This window comes from Brachybacterium sp. J153, from assembly GCF_036311905.1.
Taxonomy (GTDB): domain Bacteria; phylum Actinomycetota; class Actinomycetes; order Actinomycetales; family Dermabacteraceae; genus Brachybacterium.
The window spans coordinates 42414-67122 of record NZ_JAZDCH010000010.1 but is presented as its reverse complement, the minus strand read 5'-3'; the positions used below and the strand labels follow the sequence as shown (position 1 = coordinate 67122).

Sequence of the window (24709 nt, the reverse complement as noted above, 5' to 3'; positions counted from 1 at the left end):
GCCGATGAGCGAGCTGACCCTGATCGCCCTGCGCCTGGGCCTGGTCCTCGCGCTGTGGCTGTTCGTCGTGGCGGTCGTGCTGGTGCTGCGCAGCGACCTCTTCGGCACCACCGTCGTGACCCGGTCGAGCAAGGACCCGCGCCGCGACCAGCGCCCCGCGAGCTCCCTGCCCGCGGATCCGACCGCCCGCACCGGCGCCGACGGCACCGCGCGCACCGATCCCGAGGTGACGCAGGCGGCCATGGTGGTCACGGCCGGCCCGCTGCGCGGCACCTCCCTGACCCTGGGCTCGACCCCGATCCTCATCGGCCGCGCCCCCGAGTGCACCCTCGTGCTCGACGACGACTACGCCTCCAACCGGCACGCCCGCGTGTTCCAGCGGGAGGGCGAGTGGATGGTCGAGGACCTCGGGTCCACCAACGGCACCCTGGTCTCGGGCCGGCGCATAGAGGGCGCCGTCCCCTTCCGCCCGGGTGCCCAGGTGCGGATCGGCCGGACCGAGATCGAGCTGAGACGAGGACCGCGATGAGCATCGCCCTGCGCTACGCCGCCCGCTCCGACGTGGGCCTCGTCCGCTCCAACAACCAGGACTCCGGGTACGCCGGCAGCCACCTGCTGGTGGTGGCCGACGGCATGGGGGGTCACGCCGGCGGCGACGTCGCCTCCTCGGTCGCGATCGGCCGCCTCGCCCGCCTCGACTCCGAAACCCCCGCCTCCGACATCGTCGCCTCCCTCGAGGAGACGGTGCTCGACGCGAACCAGGAGATCCTGCGCCGCGCCCGGGACGAGCCGCAGCTGCGCGGCCTCGGCACCACCATCACCGCCCTGCTGCGGGCCGAGGGCAAGTTCGCCCTGGCCCATATCGGCGACTCCCGCGCCTATCTGCTGCGGGACGAGGAGACGGTGCAGGTCACCAAGGACCACACCTTCGTCCAGCGCCTGCTCGACGAGGGCCGCCTCACCGAGGACGAGGCGGAGCGCCATCCGCAGCGCTCGGTGCTCATGCGCGTGCTCGGCGACGTCGACGCGGAGCCGGAGCTGGACCTCTCCCTGCGCCCCGCCCATGCCGGGGACCGCTGGATGCTCTGCTCGGACGGGCTCTCGGGCCTCGTCTCCCTCGACACCATCGACGCGACCCTCAAAGCGATCGACGATCCGGGCGAGTGCGCCGACGAGCTCGTGCAGCTGGCCCTCAAGGGCGGCGGACCGGACAACATCACCTGCATCATCGCGGACGTCGTCGACCTGGACGAGCTGCCCCGCGGGGCCGAGGCCCCGTCGACGACCCCGCAGATCGTGGGTTCGGCGGCGCGCAACCGCCACGCCCCGACGAGCGCCTCCGGCCCCGCCGCGAAGGCCGCGGCCCTCACCCGCGAGTCCCCGGAGATCCCCTACGAGGACGAGGACTTCAGCGAGGAGGAGCCGCCGCGGCGCAGCCCCTGGCCGGCCCTCGCCGCGGTGATCCTGCTCCTCGCCCTGATCGGCGGGGCGCTCGCGGCCGGCTACGCCTGGAGCCAGCGGCAGTTCTACGTGGGCACCAACGGCACCCATGTGGTGATCTACCAGGGGATCGCCCAGGACCTCGGGCCGATCTCGCTGTCCGAGCCGCTCGAGGTCACCGACATCGCCCTCGAGGACCTGCCCCAGATCACGCGGGAGCAGGTCGAGGCCACCATCTCCGCCGGCGATCGGGAGGACGCCGACCGCATCGTCGAGCGGCTCGAGGCGGCCGCCGCGGCCGACGCCCCACTGCCGGTCCCGCAGCCGTCCGACGGCGGCGGCGCGAGCGATGCGGGCGGGGCCTCCGACGGCGGGACGTCGTAGTGGCCACGATCGTCTCGTACACCGCGCACCCGCGTCGCCTCACCCAGGCGCTGCTCCTGGTGCTCGCGGCGGCGATCGGTCTGGGCGCCTACTCCCTCGTGGCGCTGGGTCGCTACGAGCAGCTGCCCGAGCAGCTCCCGGCCGTGGCGATCGGCACGGGCGTGCTGATCGTGCTGCTCCAGGCCGCGGTCATGTGGCGGGCCCCCTACGCGGATCCGGTGATCCTGCCGATCGTGGTGCTGCTGAACCTGCTGGGCATCACCGTGATCGAGAGCGTCCACGCGGCCAACGAGATCTACGGGATCCGCACCTCGGCGAGCGCCGACCGGCAGATGCTCTGGGCGATCATCGGCGTGGCCCTGTGCATCGGCGTCCTCGTGCTGCTGCGCGACCACCGCCCGCTGCGCCGGTACACCTGGATCAGCGCCGTCGTCGGCGCGGTCCTGCTGCTGCTGCCGCTGGCCCCCGTGATCGGCGACTCCCGCAACGGCTCGAAGATCTGGATCAACATCGCCGGCTACAGCTTCCAGCCGGCCGAGCTCGCGAAGATCGCCTTCGCGATCTTCTTCGCCGGCTACCTGGTCTCCCGCCGCGACACCCTCGCCCTCGCGGGCCCGAAGGTGCTCGGCATCCAGCTCCCCCGCTGGTCGGACTTCGGACCGATCCTCGTGGCCTGGGGCTTCGCCATGGCGGTGCTCGTGCTCCAGACCGACCTCGGCACCTCGCTGATGTTCTTCGGCCTGTTCGTGGCGATGCTCTACGTCGCCACGGACCGGCTCAGCTGGCTCGTGATCGGCGCGGTCATGTTCCTCCCGCCCGCGGTCTTCGCCGCGACCCAGATGTCGCACGTGCAGACCCGCATCACCTGCTGGCTCGACCCGCTCTCGCGGGAGAACTTCTCCAGCTGCGAGCAGATCGGCCAGGGCCTGTTCGGCCTGGCCAACGGCGGCCTGTTCGGCACCGGGCTCGGGGAGGGGAGGCCCGACGTGGTCCCCCATGCGGAGTCCGACTTCGTCTTCACCTCCTTCGCGGAGGAGATGGGCATGGTGGGCTCCTTCGCCCTGCTGCTGCTGTACCTGCTGCTCGTGCAGCGGGCGCTGCGCGCCGCCGTCGGCATCTCCGACGGCTTCGGCACCCTGCTCGCCGGAGGGCTCGGCTTCGTCCTCGCGCTGCAGGTCTTCGTGGTCGTCGGCGGGCTCACCCGGGTGATCCCGCTGACCGGTCTGACCCTGCCCTTCCTCGCCGCGGGCGGCAGTTCGCTGGTGTGCAACTGGATCATCGCGGGGATCCTGGTGCGGCTCTCGGACGCGGCCCGTCGGCCCGCCGCCCGCCAGGTGCCGGGCGCCGCGCCGCCCGTGCGGCGCGAGGCGGGGGCGAGCGCATGAACAAGCCCCTCCGCCACGTGTGGCTCGTCGTGAGCGTGCTGTTCATGCTCCTGTTCACGTCGACGACCTATTTCCAGGTGATCGCCCAGGACCGCCTGAACGACAACGCGAACAACCGCCGCACCCAGTACAGCGAGTTCGGCCGCCATCGCGGGCCGATCGTCGTCGACGGCACCGCGATCGCGACCTCCGTCGAGTCCGACGACTCGTACCGCTACCTGCGCACCTACGACCCGGGCGCCATGTACGCCCCGGTCACGGGCTATTACTCGGTGGTCTACGGCTACACGGGGCTCGAGCGCAGCCTCAACGACACCCTGACCGGCTCCGCCGACTCGCTGTTCTACCACCGCATCGCGGACATCCTCTCGGGCCGCGACGGCCAGGGCGCGACCGTCGAGCTGACCCTCGACGCCGGTGCGCAGCAGGCCGCGTGGGACGCCCTGGACGGCCGCCGCGGCGCGGTCGCGGCGATCGACCCGGCCACCGGTGCGGTCCTCGCCCTCGTCTCCTCCCCGAGCTTCGACCCCAACGAGCTGGCCTCTCACGACGGCGGTTCGGTGCAGGAGGCCTGGGCGGCGCTCAACGACGACCCGGACCGGCCTCTGACCAACCGCGCGATCGCCGGGGACCTCTACCCGCCGGGCTCCGCCTTCAAGCTCGTCGTCGCGGCGGCGGCGCTCGAGACCGGGGACTACACGGCGGAGACGGAGATCCCGGGACCCGGCACGTTCACGCTCCCGAACTCGTCCTCGGTGATGAACAACTTCTCCGGCGGCCGGCAGGACCCGTGCGGGCCCGGCGACGCCTCGAGCCTCGCCGAGGCGCTGCGCCAGTCGTGCAACACGTCCTTCGCGCAGCTCGGCATCGCGATCGGCGAGGAGCAGCTGCGGTCCACGGCCGAGGAGTTCGGCTTCGGGCAGCGGCTCGAGATCCCGCTCGCGGTGACCCCGTCGACCCTCGGCGAGGACCTCGACGACGCCCAGCTCGCCACCACCTCGATCGGCCAATTCGAGACCCGGGTGACCCCGCTGCAGATGGCGATGGTCGCCGCGGGCGTCGCGAACGACGGCGTGGTCATGCAGCCGCAGCTGGTGCAGTCGGTGCGCACGGCCGACCTCGCCACGGTCTCCGAGCTGACTCCGCAGGAGCTGGGCCAGCCGCTGACCGCCGCGAACGCCGCGCAGATGCGCCAGATGATGGTGGGCGTGGTCGAGGACGGCACCGGCACGGCCGCCGCGATCGAGGGCGTCGAGGTGGGCGGCAAGACGGGCACCGCCCAGTGGGGCGAGGGCCGCGATCCGCACTCGTGGTTCGTGGGCTTTGCGAAGGTCGACGGCCGCCAGGTGGCGGTGGCCGTCGTGGTCGAGGAGGGCGGTTACGGCTCGCGCACGGCGGCGCCGATCGCCCAGGACGTGATGGAGGCGGTGATCCGAGGATGAGGACCGAACCGGGGCTGGTGCTCGAGGGACGCTACGAGCTGACCTCGCTGATCGCGACCGGCGGCATGGGCCAGGTGTGGAAGGGCCTCGACCGCGAGCTCGACCGCGAGGTCGCGGTGAAGGTGCTGCGCGAGGAGTACGCGGGCGACGAGGGCTTCCTCAAGCGCTTCCGCGCCGAGGCCCGGCACACCGCCGCGCTCTCGCACGACGCGATCGCGGCGCTCTACGACTACGGCGAGCTCGACGGTCGCGCCTACATCGTCATGGAGCTCTGCCCCGGCCGGCCGCTCTCGGACATCATCGAGGAGAACACCGGGGGCCTGCCCGAGAAGCGGGTCGTCTCGGTGCTGATCGACCTCGCCCGGGCGCTGGACGCCGCGCACTCCAAGGGCGTCGTGCACCGCGACGTGAAGCCCGAGAACGTGCTCGTGGACGAGACGCGCGACTGGGCCGTGAAGATCACCGACTTCGGCATCGCCCGCAGCAAGGACCAGGCCCGCCTGACGAAGACCGGGCTGGTGATGGGCACCGCCCAGTACCTCTCCCCCGAGCAGGCCATGGGCAAGCAGGCCACCTCGCTCTCGGACATCTACGCGCTGGGGATCGTGGCCTACGAGATGCTGGTCGGCCACCGTCCCTTCACCGGCTCGAGCCAGGTGGAGATCGCGATGGCGCAGGTCAAGCAGCAGCCGAAGGAGCTTCCGGACACGGTCGGCGCCGATCTGCGCAAGCTCGTGATGATGTCGCTCGCGAAGGCGCCCGCGAACCGGCCCCGCTCCGCGGCCGCGGTCGCCCGGATCCTCGAGGCGATCCAGCGCGGCGTCGAGCCCCGCTTCACGACCGGCGCGATCCCCGTCACCCGGGTCGAGGACCACGACTGGACCGGGGAGAACGCCCTGCAGCGCCGGGACGGCGAGGGATCCGGCGGCGCCTCCGGCGGGCCGACGCGCACCGCGGCGATGCCGCTGCCGATGTCGGGTCGCGGCCGCGGGATCCGGCACCGCTCCGGTCCCTCGGCCCGGTCGGCCCCCTCGGGGCTCTCGGCGAGCTCCGCGGGCGGCGCCCCGCGCGCGCGTCCGGCGGGCCCTGTGTCGTCCGCCCGCTCCGCCGCGTCCCCCTCCCCCGTCCCGTCGGAGCCCCGCCCCGCGGCGGATCCGGCGCTGCGCGGCGCGGACCGGGCGTTCACGGCGGGCTCCTTCGACACGGTGGACACCGCCGCCTCGGGGCGGACCGCCCGCGGCACCTCGACCGGTCGCCGGCTCGGCCCGTTCTCCGTGCCGGGGCTGGTCCTGCTGGTGCTGCTGGTGGTGGTGATCCTCGGGGCGGTCGCCGCGGGGCTCGGGCTGCTGCCCCTCGGGGAGCTCGGCGCGGCCGGGTCCGGGGCCCTCGACGGCGTCGGACAGGGGACGAGCGGACAGCTGTCAGCATCTACGATGGTCGGATCAGCCGTGGAGGACCACGGCACGAGGTCAGGTGTTCTGTGAGCGAAGAGAAAGTGGTCCTGGGCGGCCGCTACACCCTGGGGAGGATCCTGGGGACCGGTGGCATGGCCGAGGTGTTCCTCGCGGAGGACACGCGACTGCACCGCACGGTCGCCGTGAAGGTGCTGCGCTCCGACCTGGCGCGCGATGAGAGCTTCCAGGAGCGGTTCCGGCGGGAGGCGCACAGCGCCGCCTCGCTGAACCATCCCTCGATCGTCGCCGTGTACGACACGGGCGAGGAGAAGCAGACCACCGTGACGGGGGCCGAGGTCTCGATCCCGTACATCGTCATGGAGTACGTGCACGGCACGACCCTGCGCGAGCACATCTCCCCCGAGCAGCCGATGGACGCGCACCGGGCCGGGGAGATCATGGCCGCGCTGCTCAGCGCGCTCGAGTACTCGCACCGCGCCGGGATCGTGCACCGCGACATCAAGCCCGGCAACGTGATGATCACCGACTCCGGTCAGGTGAAGGTCATGGACTTCGGCATCGCCCGTGCGATCGCCGACGCCACGAGCGCGATGACCGCGACCCAGGCCGTCATGGGCACCGCCCAGTACCTCTCCCCCGAGCAGGCGCGCGGCCAGCTGGTCGACGCCCGCTCCGACATCTACTCCGCCGCGTGCGTCATGTTCGAGATGATGACCGGGCGGCCGCCGTTCACCGGCGACACCCCCGTCTCGATCGCCTACCAGCACGTGCGCGAGCAGCCGCAGCCGCCGTCGGCCCTGAACCCGGCGATCACTCCCGCGATGGACGCGGTGATCCTCACGGGCCTGGCCAAGGACCGCGAGCAGCGCTACCCGAGCGCCGTGGCCTTCTCCCGCGACATCGCCGCGGTCGTCGCCGGTCGCGCCCCCGCCCTGGTGGGCGGTGCGGTGCCGACGGGCGCGGACGGCGAGACGACGACCGTGCTCAGTCCGGTCGACGATGCGACCGAGGCGATCCCGGCCGCGGCGATGACCGGCGTGCACGGGGCGACCAGTTGGTCCACGGGCCAGCACGCCCCGCTGCGGCAGGGTCCGCCGACGGGGCAGGGCACGGCCGTCGCCGAGGACGAGCACCGGCGCCGCCCCTGGTGGCTGATCGCGCTGCTGATCGTCGCGGCCCTCGCCGTGATCGGCGCCGCCGCCTGGTTCCTGATGCCCCGCGAGCCCGCGGGTCCCGAGATGGTGGCCGTGCCCGACGTGGCCGGCTCCACCGAGGACGAGGCGCGCAGTGAGCTCACGGACCTGGGCCTCGAGGCCGAGTTCGCCCCGACCGAGTCCGAGGACGTCGAGGAGGGCCTGGTCATCGACACCGACCCGCCCGCCGGCCAGGAGGTCGAGGTCGGCTCGACGGTGACCGTGAACATCTCCGCGGGTCCCGAGGCGGTCGAGGTCCCCGACCTCTCCGGCATGACCGAGGAACAGGCGACGGCGGAGCTCGAGCCGCTCGGCCTGACCCTCACCGTCGCCGGCGAGGAGGACGACGCCGAGCGGGAGGCCGGGCAGATCACCCGCAGCTCCCCGCAGGCCGGCTCCACCGCTCAGCGTGGCGACACCATCGAGGTGACCGTGGCGACCGGGGAGTTCACCGTGCCCGACGTGAGCGGGCTGACGCTCGACGCCGCCACCACCATGATCGAGAGCAGCGGCTTCGAGGTGGACTCCACCACCCGTGTCGATGCCGAGGCGACGGCCGGCACCGTCGTCTCGCAGACCCCGCCCTCGGGCGGCAAGGCCCCCGTCGGCTCGACCGTGTCGCTCGTGATCGCGGAGGCCCCCGGGCCGGCGACCGTCCCGAACGTGACCGGCCGCAGCTACGAGGACGCGAAGGCGCTGCTCGAGGAGCAGGGCTTCGGCACCTCGCGGACCGAGGAGGCCTCGGACTCGGTCGCCGAGGGCCAGGTGATCCGCACCGATCCGGGCGCGAACGAGGAGATCGACCGGGAGGGGACGATCGTCATCGTGGTCTCCTCCGGTCCGGAGCCGACGCCCACGCCGACGGAGACGCCGACCGAGACCCCGACGCCGACGGAGACGGAGACGGAGACGCCCACGGCGGATCCGACCACCGAGCCGTCGGCCGGGAACGGCAACGGGAACGGGAACGGGAACGGGAACGGGAACGGCAACGGGAACGGAGCCGGCAATGGCGGCTGAGGGTGCGCGCGCCGCACGCGTGCTGGTCATCGACAACTACGACAGCTTCGTCTACACGATCGTCGGCTACCTGCAGCAGATGGGGGCCGAGACCGTGGTGGTCCGCAACGACGAGGTGCCCGAGGGGCCGGACGGCGCCGTGGACCTCACGGGCTTCGACGGGGTGCTCGTCTCCCCCGGCCCGGGCACGCCCAGCACCGCGGGGCGCGCCCTCGACGTGATCGGCGCCTGCGCCGAGGGGGCCGTACCGATGCTCGGGGTGTGCCTCGGCCATCAGGCGCTCGGCCAGTTCTTCGGCGGCACCGTCGACCATGCGCCGCAGCTGATGCACGGCCGCACGAGCGAGCTCACCCACGAGGGCCGCAGCGTCTTCGCGGGCGCCCCCTCCCCGATGACCGCGACCCGCTACCACTCGCTCACGGTGGTGCCGGAGTCGGTGCCGGAGGTCCTCGAGGTCACGGCCCGCACGGCCGACGGGATGATCATGGGCCTCGCCCATCGCGAGCTGCCCCTGCACGGGGTGCAGTTCCATCCCGAGTCCGTGCTCACCGAGAATGGGCACCTGATGCTGGGGCGCTTCCTCGAGCTGTGCGACGGCCGCGACGCGGTGGAGCGCTCCGCGGGGCTGAAGCCCCTGATGACCGCCGGCTGAGCCGGGGGGTCAGCGTCCGGGCGCTGCCCCGACCAGCCCGTCGTTGAACGGCAGGTACGGGGCGAGCGCCGGGAACACCCAGGTGAAGAGAACCGCGACGATCCCCAACAGGATCAGCACGGCGAGCACGATGCGCAGCCACAGCGGGCCGGGCAGCAGGCGGAACAGGGCGGCGTACATCAGGCCTCCTCGGCGAGCGCCTCGGGGATCCCGTCGGCGCGATCGGTCCAGTACGCGAACTCCGCGTGCACGATGTAGCGCTCCCGCGCGGAGAACATCGGGTGGCAGGCGGTGAGCGTGAGCATCGCCTGCGTGGGATCCTCGCCGGGGCTGCCCGGGACGGGCGCGATCACCTCGACCTGCGAGGGATCCACGACCAGGGTCTCGGTGACCTCGTAGACGTAGAACGCCTCCTCCGTCTCCACCACGATCGGGTCGCCGACCTCGAGGCGGGCGATGTCCTCGAAGGGGCGGCCGTAGGTGTTGCGGTGGCCCGCGACGGAGAAGTTCCCGACCTGGCCGGGCAGCGCGGTCTCGGGGTAGTGGCCCACGCCCTTGACGTTGAGTACCTCCTCGAGGCTCACGCCCTCGGCGAGCGGGACGCTCTCGCGGTCGAAGGCCGGCACGTGCAGGGCGCCGAAGACCATCGTGTCCGCGGGCGTCGCGGGGACCGGCGGCGGGCCCTCCTGGCGCGGCGCGATCTGCTGCTCGTCGACCCCGCCCCACTGCTCCTCGAGGCCCGTGAGGATGCCGTCCTGCTCGCGGCCGGCGAGGACGTCGGTCCACCACAGCTGCCAGAGAAGGAACAGGGCCAGCAACGCCCCGGCGGTGAGCAGCAGCTCGCCGAGCACGCCGACGATGGTCGAGGCGGCACCGCCGCGGCGGCGGGAGGCGCGATGGGTCCCGCGGGTCATTCAGCCTGCTCTCGCCGAGTCGAGCGTGAGGGACCCCTCGAAGGCCGGGAGGGTCGCGGTCTCGAGGGTCTCGACCTTCTCGCCGAGGCCCACGTAGTCCACCCACTCCCGGTACACCTGCACCCCGGGCGCCTGGTCGAGGGCCGCGAGCATCTGGTCGGTCGGTCCGATCACGGTGATCACGAAGGGCGGCGAGTAGACGCGCCCCTCGAGCAGGAGCGTATTGCCCGCGCAGCGGAAGGCGGATCCGTTGACCACCCTCTGGTCCTGCAGCATCATCGCCTCCGCCCCGCCGGCCCAGAGCGCGTTGATGTACGCCTCCATGTCCTGCTGGTGGACCACGAGATCGTCCGGCTCGAGGCCCTCCTGGGTGCCGATCGCCCCCTCGGGCGCGTCGGTGAGGGTGATGCGCAGGGCCGGTCCGGAGACCTCGCTGAGGCCGACGGCGTCGCCGACCCGCTCGGTGCGCTGCTGCACGGAGGCGCCGCCCGAGTCCTCGCGCAGGGACTCGATCTCGGCGCGCTTGTCCGCGTTGTCCTCGGTGAGCCGCTCGATGGTGCGTCCTCGCTCACGCAGCACCCCGGCGACGTCCCCGGACTCGTCGCGGATCGAGCCGCCGCCCGAGAGCCGGCCGGTGGTCGCGAAGAGGACGCCGCACAGCACCATGACCAGGGCGACGCCGAGGCGCCCGGGGCGCGGGGTGCGCCTCGTCGGGTCCGGGCCGTCCCGGTCCGCGTCCTGCGCCATGGGCCCCTCCTCGCGTCGCGCCCTCGGTGAACCACCATTACCCTAGGCCACAGTCCGCACCCGTGGACCCGCGCGGAGCGCCGCGCGTCCGGCCGCCCCCGAGGAGCACCGTTTTCATGGCCAGGAGCACGAGGAAGTCGTCCGCCCGCGGCAAGTCCGCGAAGAGGCGCCCCGCGAGCACGGCGAAGGCCGCCCCCGTGGAGTCCCCGGCGGAGGAGACGGATCTCGACGAGCTCGCTGAGGTGGACGAGGCGGACGAGAAGGACGCCGCGGACGAGAAGAGCGCGAAGAGCTCCCAGGGCGCGAAGAGCGCGAAGGACGGCCCCTCCCGCGCCGGCGGCAAGGACCCTGTCTCGACGAAGGGCGCCGCAGGGAAGAAGGCGGGCGCGAAGAAGGCCGGCGCCAAGGACTCCGCCGACCGCCCCCGCGGCGGCGAAGTCGCCGAGAAGGCGAAGGACTCCACCCGCACCGGTGCGAAGAAGGCCGCGGCCCAGGAGAGCCGGCGCGGCCCGCGCCGCGTCGCCACGGTCACCCAGAACCCGCGCTGGCTGGTGCCGGCCGCCCTCACCTTCCTGCTGCTGGGACTGTGCTACCTGGTCACCTTCTACCTGACCTCGGGGCAGCTGCCCCTGCCGATCGGCGACTGGAACCTCGCGGTGGGCTTTGGCGCGCTGATGGTCGGCGGCGGCATGTTCATGTTCTGGAAGTAGCCCTCCCCCGGCTCCGCGGCCCGGCGATCCCCCGACGGGTATCCTGTGCGAGTGCCCCACATCACGGTGGGCGCTGACCTGCACACCGCATGATCCCCGGGGGAGACCATGACCACCAACTCGGTGCGGCGCCGTCTGGCAGCCGTCCTCGTCCTGCCACTGCTGCTGGTGCTGGCCGGCTGCGGCAGCTTCACCGCCGACTTCGAGGTCACCTCGGCCGAGAGCATGACGCTCAGCTTCGACATGGCGGTCGATCCGACCTATCTCGAGGGCACCTACTCCTCCGCCGAGGAGATGTGCGCGGACACCGAGGACGGCGAGTTCGCCCCCGGCGCCGAGGCCGTCGAGGTCGAGGCCTACGAGGAGGACGGCCTGTGGGGCTGCCGCGCCTCGGGCGCGGTGGACATGTCCCAGCTGGGCTCCGAGTTCTCCGTGACCGAGGAGGACGGTGAGATCCACCTGACGATCGACATGGGCGACTCCGCGGGGCTCTCCCAGGAGGACCTCGAGCTGGTGTTCGGCGATGCGATCGACGACTTCGAGTTCCGCGTCTCCTTCACCTTCCCCGGCGACGTCATCGAGTCCCGCGGCGGGACGATCGACGGCAACACCGTCACCTACACCGACATCATCGACTTCACCCAGGGCGTGGACATCACCGCCGAGGCCGGCGGCGGCTTCGGCTGGCTGATCATCGTCATCGTCGTGGTCGTGCTCGGCTTCCTGCTGCTGCTGGCGATCGCCGCAGTCATCTTCTTCGTGATGCGCAGCCGCAAGAAGGGTGGCTCCGGCACCCCGGGCGCCCCCGGCGGCTACGGCGGCGTCCCGGCCGCCCCGATGGCCCCGTCGGCGCCGCAGAGCCCCGCCTTCGGGCAGTCCCCGCCCCCGGCCCCGCAGCAGGGCCAGGGCCAGCAGTGGGGCCAGTCCTCGCCGCCCCTCGCCCCGCCGGCACCGCAGCAGCCCTGGGGCCAGCCGGGTCAGCAGGGTCAGCAGGGTCAGCAGGGTCAGCAGCCGTGGAACCAGCCTCCCGGCCACAACCAGCAGTACGGCCAGAATCAGCAGCCCGGTCAGAACCAGAACCCGGGTTGGTGAGTCCGGGGCCGGTGCGCCGCCGGACCTCTCCCACTCGTGTGAGCAGGGTCATGGGTCCCGGATTGGCGTCCGACCAGCCGAGGTACTAGTATCGGTGAGGTCGGTTTGACCGGCAGGCGCCCGTAGCTTAACGGATAGAGCATCTGACTACGGATCAGAAGGTTGGGGGTTCGAATCCCTCCGGGCGCACCACGGGAGCCCCGGTCCGACGAGAGTCGGGCCGGGGCTCTTCCCGTTCGTCGATCGCACGTCGACCCGTCGTCGGGCTCCCCCGACCGGAGGAGGGGCCGCCATGAGGATCTCGGCCAAGGCCGACTACGCGGTGCGCGCCGCCGCGCAGCTCGCCGCCGCGGAGGAAGGCCGCACCACCGCCGCGGACGCCCTCGCCCTCGCCCAGGACGTGCCCGCCCGCTTCCTCGAGGGGATCCTCGGGGATCTGCGCCGCCAGGGCCTGGTCACCAGTCGTCGCGGTGCGGGCGGCGGATACGTGCTGGCCCGTCCCGGCGCCGAGATCACCGTGGCCGACGTGATCCGGGCGGTCGACGGCCCCCTCGTGTACGTGCGCGGGGAGCGCCCGCACCAGCTCGAGTACACCGGCCCCGCCGAGGACCTCCCCGAGGTCTGGGTCGCCCTGCGGGCGAGCGTGCGCAACGTCCTCGAGCAGGTCACCCTCGCGGACCTCGTGGCCCACGACCTGCCGCGTTCGGTCCGCGCGCTGACCGCCGCCGAGGAGGCATGGCAGAACCGCTGAGCGCATAAGTTCCACTTCGCGCACTCCATATGTCTCACGATGACCTGGGGACTTGATTCCGACCATTCCGGTCGGATTAACTTCCTTCGTGCGGACGGTCCGCATCCCTCTCGGAAGGAGTCGCGCCATGAGACGACTCGTCCTGCTCGCCCTGGTCGGTCTCGCGGCCCAGCTCGTCGACGGCAGCCTGGGCATGGCCTACGGGGTCACCTCCACCACGCTGCTCCTCGCGATCGGCACCAACCCCGCCTCCGCCTCCGCGACCGTGCACCTGGCCGAGATCGGTACCACCCTCGCCTCGGGCGCCTCGCACTGGCGCTTCGGCAACGTGGACTGGAAGGTCGTGCGGCGCATCGCGCTGCCGGGCGGGATCGGCGCCTTCCTCGGCGCGACCTTCCTCGCGAACCTCTCCACCGAGGTCGCCGCCCCACTCATGAGCGGCATCCTGCTCGCCCTCGGCGTGTACGTGCTGCTGCGCTTCACCGTGAAGGGCATCGACCGCCGCAACATGGGCAAGCCGCTGCGCCGGCGCTTCCTCACCCCGCTGGGTCTGGTGGGCGGCTTCATGGATGCCACGGGCGGCGGCGGCTGGGGTCCCGTCGGCACTCCGGCGCTGCTCGCGAGCGGCCGCATCGAGCCGCGCAAGGTGGTCGGCTCGATCGACACCAGCGAGTTCGTGGTCTCGGTCGCCGCCTCGCTCGGCTTCCTGATCGGCCTCGGCACCGCCGGCATCGACCTGGCCTGGGTCCTGGCCCTGCTGGTCGGCGGCCTGATCGCCGCCCCCATCGCGGCCTGGCTCGTGCGCCTCGTGCCCGCGCGGGTGCTCGGCTCCGCCGTCGGCGGCGTGATCGTGCTGACGAACACGCGGACCATCCTGCGCAGCGACCTCGTCGGCGCCGCTCCCGCGGTCGTCTCGGCGGCGCTGATCGCCGTGGCCGTCGTCTGGGCCGCGGCCGTCGCCTGGTCGATCCGCGCCCATCGCCGCGAGCGCGCCGCCCTCGACGCCGAGGCGGAGGCCCTCGAGGCCGCCTCCCGCGACGAGGCCGCCCTCGACGGCGTCCGCTGAGCCCCTCCCCCGCCGAGAGGCCGCGGCTCAGTACCCGTGCGGGTCGTCGCCCTCCGCGACACCGGTGACGTGCTCCGCATGGGAGAGGGTCTCGGTCAGGAGGCGCCGCACGTGCTCGTCGGTGGCGCGGTAGAAGGCGAAGGTGCCCTCGCGACGGCTCGAGACGAGCCCTGCGAGGCGCAGCTTGGCGAGGTGCTGGCTCACCGCGGCGGGCGTCGCGCCCACCGCCTCCGCGAGCGCGTTCACGCTGTGCTCGGCGCCGAACAGGGCCCACAGCAGCTTCACCCGGGTCGGATCCGAGAGCATGTGGAAGGTGCTCGCCGCGATCCGGGCGTGCTCGTCGTCGGGGACGTCGCGGCGGGGCCTCACGTGCATGGCCACACCCTAGCCTTATCTTGCTATCTGCATGTCTGCGCAGATACATTCGCGCCATGGCTCCGCCACACGACCACGACCACGACCACGACCACGACCACGACCACGACCACGACCACGACCACGACCACGACCACGACCACGACCATCATCACGGCCCGCTCGGCCGCCTGCGCCACGCGCTGACCCCGCACAGCCACGACCACGGCGAGGCGATCCGCACCGCCGAGGAGGCCAGCGCCGTCGGCATCCGCGCCGCCTGGATCAGCCTCGCCGGCATGGGCGCGACCGCGGCCCTGCAGATCGTGATCGTGCTGCTCAGCGGCTCCGTCGCGCTCCTCGCCGACACCGTCCACAACCTCGGCCATCTCGCCACGACGATCCCGCTGATCATCGCGTTCCGCCTCGGCCGGCGCGCGGCCACCCGCCGCTACAGCCACGGCTTCCGGCGCGCGGAGGACCTCGTCGGCCTGCTGATCGGGGCGATGATCGCGCTCTCGGCGGCGCTGATCGTGGCGGAGTCCGTGCGCGGGCTCCTCGACCCGACGGAGATGACCCATCGCCCCTGGGTGCTCGCGGCGGCACTGGTCGGCGCGGCCGGGAACGAGCTCGTCGCGATCTACCGGATCCGGGCGGGTCGGCGCATCGGCTCCGCCGCCCTCATCGCCGAGGGGCAGCACGCCCGCACCGACGCCCTGACCTCGATCGCCGTCGCGCTCGGCGTGATCGGCGCCTGGCTCGGCCTGCCGTGGGCGGACCCGCTGATCGGGCTGCTGATCGCGGCGGTCGTGGTCGCCGTGCTGATCTCCTCGATGCGCACCGTGGTCCGGCGCCTCATGGATGGGATCGAGCCGGACGTGCTCGACCGCCTCGAGCAGTCCGCCCGGGGTGTCGCGGGGGTGCGCGAGGTGCGTGCCGCCCGCGCCCGCTGGACCGGGCACCGGCTCGAAGCGGAGCTGGAGATCCTGGTGGACCCCGCCGCGAGCCTGCGCGAGGGAGCGGCCGTGGCCGCCGCAGTCGACGCGGCGCTCCACGACCGGCTCCCCCACCTGGACCGGGCGCTGATCCGGCCCGTTCCCGCCGACTGAGGCCGGCTCAGCGGCGGGCGGCGATCGCCTCCCGCACGGAGCTCCAGCCCTGCAGGATCTCCCGCGCCTCGGGGTCCGCCTCCGCGGCGACGGCCTCGGTGCGGGCCTCCTCGAGCAGCTCGTCGATCACGACCCGCCCGCCCCGCTCCACCGAGGCCACCGCGGCCTCGACCATCGCGAAGCTGAGGATGTTCTCGTGCACCGCGCACATCGGGGTCCGGCCCTCGCGCAGGGAGGTCACGAACTCGATGATCGAGGCGTCGATCTGGTCCGGCTCCGGGGTCTGCATCGCCTGGTCGATCGCGGCCTGCAGCGCGACGGTCTCCGCCTCGTCCTCGGTGCCCAGCTGCGGGGTGCCGCGGCCGTCCCAGGTGGCCGAGCCGTGCTCGGCCCCGATCCGCCAGTCGCTGTTCCAGAAGGTCGGCAGCCCGCGCGCGTTCCACGAGCCGTTGTAGACGAAGAGGGACGAGGTGCCCTCCCCGTCGGCCATCTCGAAGGTGCAGGTCACGGTCGCGTCCCCGGCGTACACGCTCCACTGCGGGCTCGCGCCGATCGCGGTGACCGCGACCGGATCGGTGCCGGTGATGTAGCGGGCCGTGTCGAAGGCGTGGATGCCCATGTCGCGCAGCAGCGGATGCTGCTGGGTGCGGCGGAAGCCCTCCATCTCCGTGAACAGGGAGAAGAAGGCGCTGGTCAGGGCCGTCGGACCGTGAGCTGAGACGAAGCGCTTGAGCTCCCGCACCTGCGGGAAGAAGCGGCGCGACTGGGACACCATGAAGGGCACCCCGGTCAGCTCCGCATGCGCCATGAGGCTCAGCGCCTCCGGCAGGGTCTCCGTGACCGGCTTCTCGCCGAGCACCGGGATCCCCGCGTGGAGCGCCTTGACGGTCACCGGATGGTGCGCGACCGGCACCGTCGGGTTGATGAGGATGTCCGCGCCGAGCTCGACGGCGAGGTCCACGCCGTCGGTGCCGACGGCCACGGCCGACGGGTCGGCGACGCCGGACTGGGCGATCGCCTTCTCCGGGAGGTCCTCGGCGAGGTCGGCGACGCCCACCAGCTCGGTGACGGGGCTCGCGGCGATCACCCGGGACCACCACTGCCCCATCCCGCCGGCGCCGACGACGACGGCCCGCAGCGGGGCGGCATCGGCGGCGCCGGCGAGCGCGGCGTTCGGATCGGCGATGCGGGGCTCAGGGGCGGTGCGCAGCTCAGATGACACGCGTGACCCCATCGGCCTCGTCGCCGCGGAACCAGTCGCGGGGCGCGTTGGCGATCTTGATCGGCGCGGCCTCGCGCTCCTCGGGGCGCGCCCACACCGCCGCGTTGGCGAGCACCCGCTGGATCTCCGCCTGGTGGTAGACGGGGTACTCCTGGTCGCCGGGGCTGAAGTAGAACACCTTGCCCTTGCCGCGACGGAACACGCAGCCCGAGCGGAACACCTCGCCGCCCGTGAAGGAGCTGACGAACACCAGCTCGTCCGGGGCGGGGATGTCGAACATCTCGCCGTACATCTCCTGGGCGGGGACGATCAGGGGATGCGGGACGCCGCGGGCGATCGGGTGGGAGCCGTTGACGGTCCACACCCGCTCCTCCTCGCCCTCGTTGCGCCACAGCAGATTGCAGGTAGTGCCCATGAGGGTCTTGAAGACCTTCGAGTAGTGGGCGGAGTGCAGGGGCAGCAGGCCCATGCCCTCGTGGACGCGGCGCACGACGCGCTCGACGACCGCGTCGGGCACGTCCTCGTGCGCCATGTGCCCCCACCAGGTCAGCACGTCGGTCTCGGCGAGGACCTCCTCGGAGAGGGACTCCTCGATGTCGTCGAGCAGGGCGATGCGCACCTCGGCGGCGACGCCGTCCTCGGCGAGCACGCGGGTCAGGCCCTGCGCGATGGTGGTGTGCATGCCCTCGGGGTAGATCTCCTGCACCCGGGGGTCGACCTTCTCGTGGCGGTTCTCGCCGTACACGGTGATGCGCAGCGGCGCATCCTTGCTCGCCGTCATTCCAGTCCTCCAGAGGTCTGTGCTCCGCGCCGGGAACGTTCCCGATGCGTTGGGTCCGGCCCATCGTAGGGGCGCGGGGGGTCGCGCGTCAGCAGAGGATCGCCGCGTGATCATCACCCGATCACCATGACCGCCGACGGGTTACCAGGGGGTAGAGGAACCGTGACCAAGGCGTGACCGACGCCTCATATCCGCGGGGCTATGGTCGTCCGCAGGTTCCCTCAATGGCGAGGGAACCTGCCCCTCTCCCCCGCGCTCAGCTGGTGCGGGAGCGCTCGAGCAGGCCGTCCCGCTCGGTCCGCTCGCGGAGCGCCTGCGCGGTCTCGCCGTGGACGCGCATCGCCCGCTGGCGGCCCATCGTCCCGCCGAGCACCAGGCCCGCGCCCGGGCCCCAGCGGTAGACGACGTCCGTCGCATGGTCGCCCTCGCGCACCTCGAGCTGGGCCGTGAGGTGGAAGGCCCCGCCCGCGAGGGCGCCGAGCAGGATGGTGCGTCCGCGGCTGCCGCGCTCGTAGTCGATCCGCGTGCCGTCCTCGCGCGCGAGGGTCCAGCCGCGCTCGGTGAAGAAGTCCGCGAGCAGGGCGCGCGTCGACGCGCCGTCGCCGCGGAGGGTGAGGATCAGCTGGTCACCGCGGGGCTGGTTCATGCGACTCCTCCATGAGGCGGTCGAGCGTCGCCCAGGCGGCGCAGCTCGGCATTGACCAGATGCGGCTGGTCCCGGTGCTCGTGCGGGTCCCGGCCGGCCCCGAGCGCGAGCGCGATCTGCAGCACGTCGCCGTGCGCGACCAGCACCACGCGGTGGCCGTAGCCGTCGGCGGCGAGCTCGTCGGCCGCGCGGAGCGCCTCGCCGACCCGTGCTGCGACGGACTCGACCGGCTCGACCGAGCCGCTCTGCTCCGCGCGCGCGGCGTCGAGCGCCCACACGGCCTCGTAGGCCGTCGTCGGACCCTCGTCGTGGACGCCGAAGCCGCGCTCGCGCAGCCGCTCGTCCACCCGCGGAGCCCCCGCGCCGAGCCCGGCCGCGAACACCTCGGCGGTCTCCCGGGCGCGGGCGAAGTCGCTCGTCACCACGATCGTGGAGGCGTCGAAGCCGGCGGCTCGGGCCTCTTCGGCGCACTCGTGCACCTGGGACCGACCGCGCGGGGTCAGCCCCACCTCCTGCAGGGCGCGCGCCCCCGGCAGGGAGACGATCACGCCCTCGACGTTCGCGGTCGACTCCCCGTGCCGCAGCACGTGCACCTCGCCCACGGGGACCTCAGCCCTCGACGACCTTGCCCGGGTTCAGGTTCCGTCCCGGGTCGGTGGCGGCGAAGAGACCCTCGACCATCTTCCGGCCGACGGGTCCGAGATCCTGCTCGATCCACGGCCGGTGCTCGATCCCCACGGCGTGATGGTGGGAGACGGTCGAGCCGAGGTCCACGAAGGTCTGCTGCACCGCGCTCTTGGCCCGGTAGTACTGCTCGAGCGCCTGCTCCTCGGAGGAGTACGGGAAGGCGAACGTGAAGTAGAGGCAGGCGCCGGCGTGGTAGCTGTGCGACATGTGGCAGAACATGAAGCCGGGCAGGTCCTGCTCGGCCTGGGTCCGCTCGAAGGCCTCGTAGACCTTTGCGTGGACCTCGTTGATCGAGCCCCAGGTCGCACCGGTGTCGCAGACGTCGCCGAACACGCGGTGGTTCAGCAGGAAGTCGCGCAGGTAGGGGGTGTCGAACTTCTTCTGGTCGTACACCTTGCCGACGCTCGCGCCGAGGGTCACACCGCCGTTCGCCTTGACGATCTTCTTCACGATCGCCTTCTGCTGCTCGACGGACGCCTTGGACCCCTCGAAGCAGACGTAGCTCAGGCACATCTCCTCGGAGGTGTCCCAGCCCTGCGAGCGGAGGTACGCGAAGATGCCGTCCTGCACCTTGGCGGAGACCTTCGCCTTCGTCGTGGTGGGGGTCTTGCTCGACAGGGCGAGGGAGAACTTGGTCTCCGGCCCGTCGGAGAGGCGGGTGAAGGTCGGGGAGACGTCCGTGCTGCGCGCGATCGCGTGCATCCCGCGGATGCCGTGCTCCCAGTCGGGGTACATGTAGCCGATCACCTGGCGGACCGGGGTGCGGCGGTGCACCTGCACCGTGACCTCGCTGATCACGCCGAGGCGACCCTCCGAGCCGAGGATCATCTCGTGGACGCTGGGCCCCGAGTCGCGGCCCGGGATGGGCTTGGTGACGGCGACGCCGTCGGGGTGGACCATGCGCAGGCCCCGCACGATGTCCTCGATGTCCCCGTACTTGTCGGACTGCATGCCCGAGGAGCGGGTCGCCGCCCAGCCGCCGACGGTCGAGTAGGTGAAGGAGTCCGGGAAATGGCCGACGGTCCAGCCCTGCTCCTGCAGCTGCTCCTCCATGTCCGGGCCGTACATGCCCGGCTGGATGCGGGCCAGGCCCGAGGTGTCGTCGATCTCGAGGATCCGGTTCATCCGGCCCAGGTTCATGGTCACCACCGGGCGCTCCTCGGCGAGGTCCGGGGTGACGGAGCCGGAGATGCAGGACCCGCCGCCGTAGGGGATCAGCACCAGGTCCTGCTCGAGGACGATGCGCAGCACCGCGGCGATGTCCTCCTCGCTGCCGGGGTAGACGATCGCGTCGACGAGGCGCCCGAAGTCGCCCGTGCGCACCCGGAAGAGGTCCGGCAGGGAGCGGCCGAAGGAGTGCAGCACGCGGAACTCGTCGTCGGTGCGCACCTCGGTCTCGCCGAGCGCCGCGACCAGCGCCTCGCGCGCCGGATCCGGCAGGCGGGAGGCGGGGACGTCGAAGGCGGAGAGATCCGGCTCGGCGACGGCGGGGGCGTGGATCAGGTCGACGCCGACCTCGCGCTGCGCGAGCTCGACGAAGGCGGGACGGTTCTCGACGGAGAAGGAGACGTCGTCGAGCCCCCACCCCCACCACTTGTGACGCTTGACGTCGGCGGCGGTGGTGTTGCTCATGCGGACTCCTCGTCCCCCGGCAGCGGGCGCCCCAGGATCGTCTCGTAGTTCTCGTCGTACAGGGTCTGCACCCGCTCGCGGATGCGGCCCATGAACGCGACGGCCGACTCGCCCTCCTCGGCGAGCATCGGCTCCCCGAACACCACGCCGACGGGCGGGCGGCCGGGCAGGGGCCAGCTGCGCCCCTTGGGCATGGCCTCGTGGGCGCCGACCATCGCGGCGGGGATCACGGGCACGCCGACGGAGATCGCGAGCGCGGCCCCGCCGGGCTTGAAGTCGGCCATGCGGCCGGTCTGCTGGCGCCCGCCCTCGGGGAAGACCAGAATCGGCACCCCCGAGCGCAGCAGGCGGCGCGAGAAGCCGGAGTTCTTCCGCGAGCCGTCACGGTCGATGGGGAAGGCGTTGAACAGCGCGCGGACGAAGAACCGCCGGTACCAGACCCGAAAGAAGTAGTCCGCGGCGACGCCGGTGGAGAGGAAGCGCGCCTGCGCCCAGGGCAGGCCCTGGGCGAGCATCGGCGCATCCGTGTGGCTGGAATGGTTCGCGACCAGCACGAACGGCCCGCGGACCGTCTTCACGCGGCGGTGCACGACGGTGCTGGGCGTGATCGCCGAGCGGACCACGAGGCGGAACACGCCCCGCTGCAGCACGAAGCGCAGCGCCGAGCGCCAGCGCGAGCGGTACTTGGCGAGGTCGCCCTCGGGTGCCTCCCATCCCTCCCCGCGGGACCGCTCCGAGAGGGAGCGGATCAGGCGACGGCCGGGATCGTTCGCGGGCGTGCTCACCGGATCAGCGCTCCCGGTTGCGGCGGTGGCTGAGCAGCGCGCTGAGCCGTGCGACCAGGCCGCGGGGCGTGGTGCGCAGCACGGCGGAGATCAGCTTCCAGCGCGTCGAGGGGATCGAGACCGGGCGGCCCCGGGCGACATCCTTCAGGCAGTCCTCGACGAGGCGATCGGCGTCGAGCCACAGCACGCCCGGGATCGAGGAGCCCTTGATGCCGGCGCGCGAGTGGAACTCGGTGCGCACCCATCCGGGCATGAGCGCCGTGACCTGCACACCGGTGCCGGAGAGCTGCACCCCGAGGGACTCGGAGTAGTTGCCCACCCACGCCTTGATGGCCGAGTAGTTGTTCTGGGTGACGAGCGCGGAGACCGAGCCGACGTTGATGATCCATCCGTGGCCGCGGTCCCGCATGGCGCGGCCGGCGGCGCCGCCGAGCTTGAGGACCGCGCGGATCATCACCTCGAAGCCGAGATCGTGCGCGGAGATGTCCTCGTCCAGCAGCCCCGCCCGCACCGAGAAGCCCGCGTTGTTGACGAGCACGTCGACGGGATCGGCGCTCGCCTCGATCCGATCGGCGACGCGCTGCTGGGCCGCGCGGTCCGCGAGATCCGCCACGATCGTCTCGACCTCGACACCGTGCTCGGCGCGCAGCTGTGCGGCGCTCTCGGCGAGGCGGTCGGCATCCCGTGCGACCAGCACCAGCGCGGTGCCACGACGTGCGAATGCTCTGGCGAATGCGGCCCCGATGCCCGCGGTGCCGCCTGTGATCAGGGCCCTGTGCATGGCGGCTACGATACACTAGCGCCGCCCTGACCAGCGCAGGTGACGCCCCAGGTGGGGCCATCCCCCACCCCGCTCCCGCCACGCGGGACGCGCCCGCGGGACCCGCTCGCGCGACAGCTCTCCATCACCCGTCCACCGAGGGAATCCATGTCGAACACCCCCGCCCCTGCCGCTCCGACGACGACCGCCGGAGGCGCACCGCGCGGGGAGCGTCGGATCCTCCTCACCGGCGTCACCGGCTTCCTCGGCCAGGCCGTGCTGCGCTCCCTGCTCGAGACCACCGAGGACGTCCGCGTCCTCGCGGTGGTGCGCCCCAAGGGCTCCGTCACCGGCCGCAAGCGCCTCGAGCAGCTGCTGCGCAAGCCCGTCTTCTCCTCCTGGGCCGAGGAGCTGTCGACGGCGGGCGGCGCAGAGGACGGCGAGGAGGACGGCGCGACCGCCGTCGACGGGAAGGCCGCACTGCAGGAGATCTTCGACGCGCGCGTCGAGGTGCTCGAGGGCGACCTCACCGACATGCCCGCGATCGAGGTCCCGCTCGACGTGGTGATCCACTCCGCGTCCTCGGTGTCCTTCGACCCGCCCATCGACGAGGCCTTCCGCACCAACGTCGGCGGTGCCCGCAACCTGTACCAGGCGCTGCTCGACTCCGGCCAGGACCCGCACGTGATCCACGTGTCCACCGCGTACGTCGGCGGCATCTCCAAGGGCCTCCGCCAGGAGGGCTCGCTCAACGCCGACGTCGACTGGCGCGCCGAGTACGAGGCCGCGCTCGCCGCCCGCGAGCGGGTCGACGCGGAGTCCCGTCGGCCGGAGACTCTGCGCTCGCGGATCCGTTCCGCGACCCTGCGCGACGGGCGCATGGGGCCCAAGGCCGTCGCCGCCGCCTCCGAGGAGGCGCGCCGAGCCTGGGTCGACGAGCGCCTGGTCGACTTCGGCCGCACCCGCGCCCAGTCCGTCGGCTGGACCGACATCTACACCTTCACCAAGGCCATGGCCGAGCAGGTCGCCGAGGAGATGTGGGCCGGCAACGGCCACCGCGTCTCCTTCGTGCGCCCCTCGATCATCGAGTCCGCGATGCAGAAGCCGTACCCCGGCTGGATCGACGGATACAAGGTCGCCGACCCGCTGATCATGGCGTACGGCCGCGGCGTGCTGCCCGAGTTCCCGGGCCTCGCCGACTCGATCCTCGACGTGATCCCCGTGGACCACGTGGTCAACGTGATCGTCGCCCTCGCCACCCAGGGGGTCGACCGCCGCGGGGACGACGCCTACTTCCAGGTGGTCTCCGGCGCGTCGAACCCGCTGCCCTTCCACGAGATGGTCACCGCGGTGCGCCAGTACTTCCTCGAGCACCCCCTCGAGGACGACAAGGGCCGGCCGATCGCCGTGCCGGAGTGGTCCTTCCCCGCGGTGGAGATGGTCGAGCAGCGCTTCCGCGCCAAGGAGCTCTCCGCGAAGCTCGGCTCCGCCGCCGTCGCCTACCTGCCGGCGACCCGCCGCACCCGGGAGTGGACCTCGAGCCTGCACCGCGCGACCTCGGGCCTGTCGACCCTGCGCAAGTACATCGAGCTGTACCGCCACTACACGAAGACGGAGATGGTCTTCGACGACGCGAACACCCGGGCGCTGCGCGCCTCGCTGCCCGCCGAGTTCCTCGCGACGCACGAGTTCGACGTCACCGCGATCGACTGGACGGACTACTTCCAGCAGCAGCACCTGCCGGCGGTCACCGAGCTGACCAAGGCCTACTCGCGCGCGAAGTCCGCGCAGAAGCGCCGCGCCGAGCGTCCCGCGAAGCCGCTCGCCGAGCGCTCCGACGCCCTCGCCGTCTTCGACCTCGACGGCACCGTGCTCGCCACCAACATCGTGCAGCAGTACATCGCGGTGGTCCGGGCGACCCGGCCGCGCCGCACCTGGCCCGCCGAGCTGGGCGGCCTGCTCACCGCCGTGCCGGGCTACCTGCGCGCCGAGAAGCGGGACCGCTCCGAGCTGATCCGCCTGGTCAACCGCCGCTACAAGGGCTTCCGCGCCGAGGAGCTGCGCGAGCTGATGCGCGGCGAGGCGGGGCGCCGGATCCGCGCCTCGATCCGCCCCGAGGCCCTCGAGACCCTCGAGCGGCACCGCGCCGCGGGCCACCGCACCGTGCTCGTCACCGGCGCGCTCGACGTGCTCGTCGAGCCGCTCGCCGAGCTGTTCGACGAGGTCATCGCCACCCACATGGACGAGGACGCGGGCGGTGTGATGACCGGCTATCTCGCGACCCCGCCGGTCGTGGACGAGGCCCGCGCCAACTGGCTGCGGAAGTACGCCGCCCAGACCGGGACCGACCTCGGCGCCTCCTACGGCTACGGCGACTCCCACGCCGACGCCGCCTGGCTCGACCTCGTCGGCACCCCGGCGGCGGTCTCCCCCGACCTCGGCCTGTACGCCGTCGCCAAGAAGAAGCGCTGGCAGATCCTGGAGTGGTGATGGCGGGGGCGGGGCGCGCCGGTTTCGTCCCG

At 72.5% G+C, this 24709-nt stretch carries 24 protein-coding genes and 1 tRNA gene; 14 read left to right on the top strand and 11 right to left on the bottom strand.

Translation table 11 applies throughout. The annotated features are described in order from the left end of the window. Window positions 1–4: 4 nt before the first annotated feature. Genes V1258_RS05845 through V1258_RS05815 form a run of 7 tightly spaced genes read left to right on the top strand, consistent with a single transcriptional unit; the run spans window position 5 to window position 8931 of the window. Window positions 5–529 carry an FHA domain-containing protein FhaB/FipA gene (locus V1258_RS05845; RefSeq protein WP_329748779.1) on the top strand — a complete coding sequence of 175 codons (525 nt, stop codon included), beginning with the start codon at window positions 5–7 and terminating at the stop codon, window positions 527–529. Continuing rightward, the gene (locus V1258_RS05840) at window positions 526–1824 is read left to right on the top strand and encodes a PP2C family protein-serine/threonine phosphatase (RefSeq protein ID WP_329746367.1); all 1299 of its coding nucleotides are present in this window, start codon (window positions 526–528) and stop codon (window positions 1822–1824) included. The genes V1258_RS05845 and V1258_RS05840 overlap by 4 nt, the downstream gene beginning before the upstream one ends. Next, window positions 1824–3209 (top strand): FtsW/RodA/SpoVE family cell cycle protein, encoded by a 1386-nt coding sequence (locus V1258_RS05835; RefSeq protein ID WP_329748778.1) that lies wholly within the window; start codon window positions 1824–1826, stop codon window positions 3207–3209. The genes V1258_RS05840 and V1258_RS05835 overlap by 1 nt, the downstream gene beginning before the upstream one ends. Further along, window positions 3206–4651: a peptidoglycan D,D-transpeptidase FtsI family protein gene (locus tag V1258_RS05830; RefSeq protein WP_329748777.1), complete on the top strand. Its 1446-nt coding sequence runs from the start codon at window positions 3206–3208 to the stop codon at window positions 4649–4651. Before V1258_RS05835 ends, V1258_RS05830 begins: the two co-directional genes overlap by 4 nt. After that, the gene (locus V1258_RS05825) at window positions 4648–6135 is read left to right on the top strand and encodes a serine/threonine-protein kinase (RefSeq protein ID WP_329748776.1); all 1488 of its coding nucleotides are present in this window, start codon (window positions 4648–4650) and stop codon (window positions 6133–6135) included. Before V1258_RS05830 ends, V1258_RS05825 begins: the two co-directional genes overlap by 4 nt. Next, window positions 6132–8279 carry a Stk1 family PASTA domain-containing Ser/Thr kinase gene (gene pknB / locus V1258_RS05820; RefSeq protein WP_329746363.1) on the top strand — a complete coding sequence of 716 codons (2148 nt, stop codon included), beginning with the start codon at window positions 6132–6134 and terminating at the stop codon, window positions 8277–8279. Before V1258_RS05825 ends, pknB begins: the two co-directional genes overlap by 4 nt. Further along, window positions 8269–8931 (top strand): anthranilate synthase component II, encoded by a 663-nt coding sequence (locus V1258_RS05815; RefSeq protein ID WP_329746362.1) that lies wholly within the window; start codon window positions 8269–8271, stop codon window positions 8929–8931. The genes pknB and V1258_RS05815 overlap by 11 nt, the downstream gene beginning before the upstream one ends. A 9-nt stretch (window positions 8932–8940) precedes the next feature. Here V1258_RS05815 and V1258_RS05810 read toward each other — a convergent pair whose 3' ends face one another. The 3 genes from V1258_RS05810 to V1258_RS05800 are packed head-to-tail and all read right to left on the bottom strand — an operon-like array spanning window position 8941 to window position 10592. Further along, the gene (locus V1258_RS05810) at window positions 8941–9111 is read right to left on the bottom strand and encodes a hypothetical protein (RefSeq protein WP_329746361.1); all 171 of its coding nucleotides are present in this window, start codon (window positions 9109–9111) and stop codon (window positions 8941–8943) included. Continuing rightward, a complete protein-coding gene (locus V1258_RS05805; protein WP_329746360.1) occupies window positions 9111–9845 on the bottom strand; it encodes a class E sortase in 735 nt (244 codons plus the stop codon). The genes V1258_RS05810 and V1258_RS05805 overlap by 1 nt, the downstream gene beginning before the upstream one ends. Next, window positions 9846–10592, bottom strand: coding sequence for a DUF881 domain-containing protein (locus tag V1258_RS05800; protein WP_329746359.1), 747 nt, complete (start codon window positions 10590–10592; stop codon window positions 9846–9848). It lies immediately after the preceding gene. A 116-nt stretch (window positions 10593–10708) separates the two neighbouring features. Here V1258_RS05800 and V1258_RS05795 point away from each other — a divergent pair, with 116 nt between their 5' ends. The 5 genes from V1258_RS05795 (at window position 10709) to V1258_RS05775 (ending at window position 14211) form a co-directional block, all read left to right on the top strand. Then, window positions 10709–11302: a cell division protein CrgA gene (locus V1258_RS05795; protein ID WP_329746358.1), complete on the top strand. Its 594-nt coding sequence runs from the start codon at window positions 10709–10711 to the stop codon at window positions 11300–11302. A gap of 108 nt (window positions 11303–11410) precedes the next feature. Then, complete coding sequence (locus V1258_RS05790) at window positions 11411–12394, top strand: LppM family (lipo)protein (RefSeq protein ID WP_329748775.1); 984 nt, start codon at window positions 11411–11413, stop codon at window positions 12392–12394. Window positions 12395–12510: 116 nt separating this feature from the next. Further along, window positions 12511–12586 (top strand) — tRNA-Arg (locus V1258_RS05785). A gap of 100 nt (window positions 12587–12686) precedes the next feature. After that, window positions 12687–13145, top strand: coding sequence for an RrF2 family transcriptional regulator (locus V1258_RS05780; RefSeq protein WP_329746356.1), 459 nt, complete (start codon window positions 12687–12689; stop codon window positions 13143–13145). 127 nt (window positions 13146–13272) lie between these two features. Next, complete coding sequence (locus V1258_RS05775) at window positions 13273–14211, top strand: sulfite exporter TauE/SafE family protein (RefSeq protein WP_329746355.1); 939 nt, start codon at window positions 13273–13275, stop codon at window positions 14209–14211. A gap of 27 nt (window positions 14212–14238) precedes the next feature. Here the strand turns inward: V1258_RS05775 and V1258_RS05770 are convergent, their stop codons facing one another. Beyond that, complete coding sequence (locus V1258_RS05770; protein WP_329746354.1) at window positions 14239–14586, bottom strand: ArsR/SmtB family transcription factor; 348 nt, start codon at window positions 14584–14586, stop codon at window positions 14239–14241. 56 nt (window positions 14587–14642) lie between these two features. On the opposite strand from V1258_RS05770, the gene V1258_RS05765 reads away from it, so the two are divergent. Continuing rightward, window positions 14643–15674: a cation diffusion facilitator family transporter gene (locus V1258_RS05765; protein ID WP_329748774.1), complete on the top strand. Its 1032-nt coding sequence runs from the start codon at window positions 14643–14645 to the stop codon at window positions 15672–15674. A gap of 7 nt (window positions 15675–15681) precedes the next feature. Here V1258_RS05765 and V1258_RS05760 read toward each other — a convergent pair whose 3' ends face one another. From V1258_RS05760 to V1258_RS05730, 7 genes are all read right to left on the bottom strand, one after another. Further along, the gene (locus V1258_RS05760; protein ID WP_329748773.1) at window positions 15682–16896 is read right to left on the bottom strand and encodes a Gfo/Idh/MocA family protein; all 1215 of its coding nucleotides are present in this window, start codon (window positions 16894–16896) and stop codon (window positions 15682–15684) included. Then, the gene (locus tag V1258_RS05755; RefSeq protein WP_329748772.1) at window positions 16886–17677 is read right to left on the bottom strand and encodes a ThuA domain-containing protein; all 792 of its coding nucleotides are present in this window, start codon (window positions 17675–17677) and stop codon (window positions 16886–16888) included. The genes V1258_RS05760 and V1258_RS05755 overlap by 11 nt, the downstream gene beginning before the upstream one ends. Before the next feature lie 256 nt (window positions 17678–17933). Next, entirely contained in the window at window positions 17934–18323 is a 390-nt protein-coding gene (locus V1258_RS05750) for a hypothetical protein (RefSeq protein WP_329748771.1), read from the bottom strand. Beyond that, a complete protein-coding gene (locus V1258_RS05745) occupies window positions 18320–18925 on the bottom strand; it encodes a histidine phosphatase family protein (RefSeq protein WP_329748770.1) in 606 nt (201 codons plus the stop codon). The genes V1258_RS05750 and V1258_RS05745 overlap by 4 nt, the downstream gene beginning before the upstream one ends. A gap of 7 nt (window positions 18926–18932) precedes the next feature. Continuing rightward, a complete protein-coding gene (locus V1258_RS05740) occupies window positions 18933–20642 on the bottom strand; it encodes an FAD-binding oxidoreductase (RefSeq protein ID WP_329748769.1) in 1710 nt (569 codons plus the stop codon). Further along, window positions 20639–21427, bottom strand: coding sequence for a lysophospholipid acyltransferase family protein (locus V1258_RS05735; protein ID WP_329748768.1), 789 nt, complete (start codon window positions 21425–21427; stop codon window positions 20639–20641). The genes V1258_RS05740 and V1258_RS05735 overlap by 4 nt, the downstream gene beginning before the upstream one ends. Before the next feature lie 4 nt (window positions 21428–21431). After that, window positions 21432–22208, bottom strand: coding sequence for an SDR family NAD(P)-dependent oxidoreductase (locus tag V1258_RS05730; RefSeq protein WP_329748767.1), 777 nt, complete (start codon window positions 22206–22208; stop codon window positions 21432–21434). A 147-nt stretch (window positions 22209–22355) separates the two neighbouring features. Between V1258_RS05730 and V1258_RS05725 the strand changes: the two genes are divergently transcribed. Continuing rightward, window positions 22356–24677, top strand: a complete 2322-nt coding sequence (locus tag V1258_RS05725) for an HAD-IB family hydrolase (RefSeq protein ID WP_329748766.1) — start codon at window positions 22356–22358, stop codon at window positions 24675–24677. Window positions 24678–24709: the final 32 nt, after the last annotated feature.

Coding starts and splice junctions, on each gene's coding strand:
- V1258_RS05845 (WP_329748779.1), top strand. CDS start 5: ATGAGCGAGCTGACCCTGATCGCCCTGCGCCTGGGCCTGGTCCTCGCG.
- V1258_RS05840 (WP_329746367.1), top strand. CDS start 526: ATGAGCATCGCCCTGCGCTACGCCGCCCGCTCCGACGTGGGCCTCGTC.
- V1258_RS05830 (WP_329748777.1), top strand. CDS start 3,206: ATGAACAAGCCCCTCCGCCACGTGTGGCTCGTCGTGAGCGTGCTGTTC.
- V1258_RS05825 (WP_329748776.1), top strand. CDS start 4,648: ATGAGGACCGAACCGGGGCTGGTGCTCGAGGGACGCTACGAGCTGACC.
- V1258_RS05815 (WP_329746362.1), top strand. CDS start 8,269: ATGGCGGCTGAGGGTGCGCGCGCCGCACGCGTGCTGGTCATCGACAAC.
- V1258_RS05810 (WP_329746361.1), bottom strand. CDS start 9,111: ATGTACGCCGCCCTGTTCCGCCTGCTGCCCGGCCCGCTGTGGCTGCGC.
- V1258_RS05805 (WP_329746360.1), bottom strand. CDS start 9,845: ATGACCCGCGGGACCCATCGCGCCTCCCGCCGCCGCGGCGGTGCCGCC.
- V1258_RS05800 (WP_329746359.1), bottom strand. CDS start 10,592: ATGGCGCAGGACGCGGACCGGGACGGCCCGGACCCGACGAGGCGCACC.
- V1258_RS05795 (WP_329746358.1), top strand. CDS start 10,709: ATGGCCAGGAGCACGAGGAAGTCGTCCGCCCGCGGCAAGTCCGCGAAG.
- V1258_RS05790 (WP_329748775.1), top strand. CDS start 11,411: ATGACCACCAACTCGGTGCGGCGCCGTCTGGCAGCCGTCCTCGTCCTG.
- V1258_RS05780 (WP_329746356.1), top strand. CDS start 12,687: ATGAGGATCTCGGCCAAGGCCGACTACGCGGTGCGCGCCGCCGCGCAG.
- V1258_RS05775 (WP_329746355.1), top strand. CDS start 13,273: ATGAGACGACTCGTCCTGCTCGCCCTGGTCGGTCTCGCGGCCCAGCTC.
- V1258_RS05770 (WP_329746354.1), bottom strand. CDS start 14,586: ATGCACGTGAGGCCCCGCCGCGACGTCCCCGACGACGAGCACGCCCGG.
- V1258_RS05765 (WP_329748774.1), top strand. CDS start 14,643: ATGGCTCCGCCACACGACCACGACCACGACCACGACCACGACCACGAC.
- V1258_RS05755 (WP_329748772.1), bottom strand. CDS start 17,677: ATGACGGCGAGCAAGGATGCGCCGCTGCGCATCACCGTGTACGGCGAG.
- V1258_RS05750 (WP_329748771.1), bottom strand. CDS start 18,323: ATGAACCAGCCCCGCGGTGACCAGCTGATCCTCACCCTCCGCGGCGAC.
- V1258_RS05740 (WP_329748769.1), bottom strand. CDS start 20,642: ATGAGCAACACCACCGCCGCCGACGTCAAGCGTCACAAGTGGTGGGGG.
- V1258_RS05730 (WP_329748767.1), bottom strand. CDS start 22,208: ATGCACAGGGCCCTGATCACAGGCGGCACCGCGGGCATCGGGGCCGCA.
- V1258_RS05725 (WP_329748766.1), top strand. CDS start 22,356: ATGTCGAACACCCCCGCCCCTGCCGCTCCGACGACGACCGCCGGAGGC.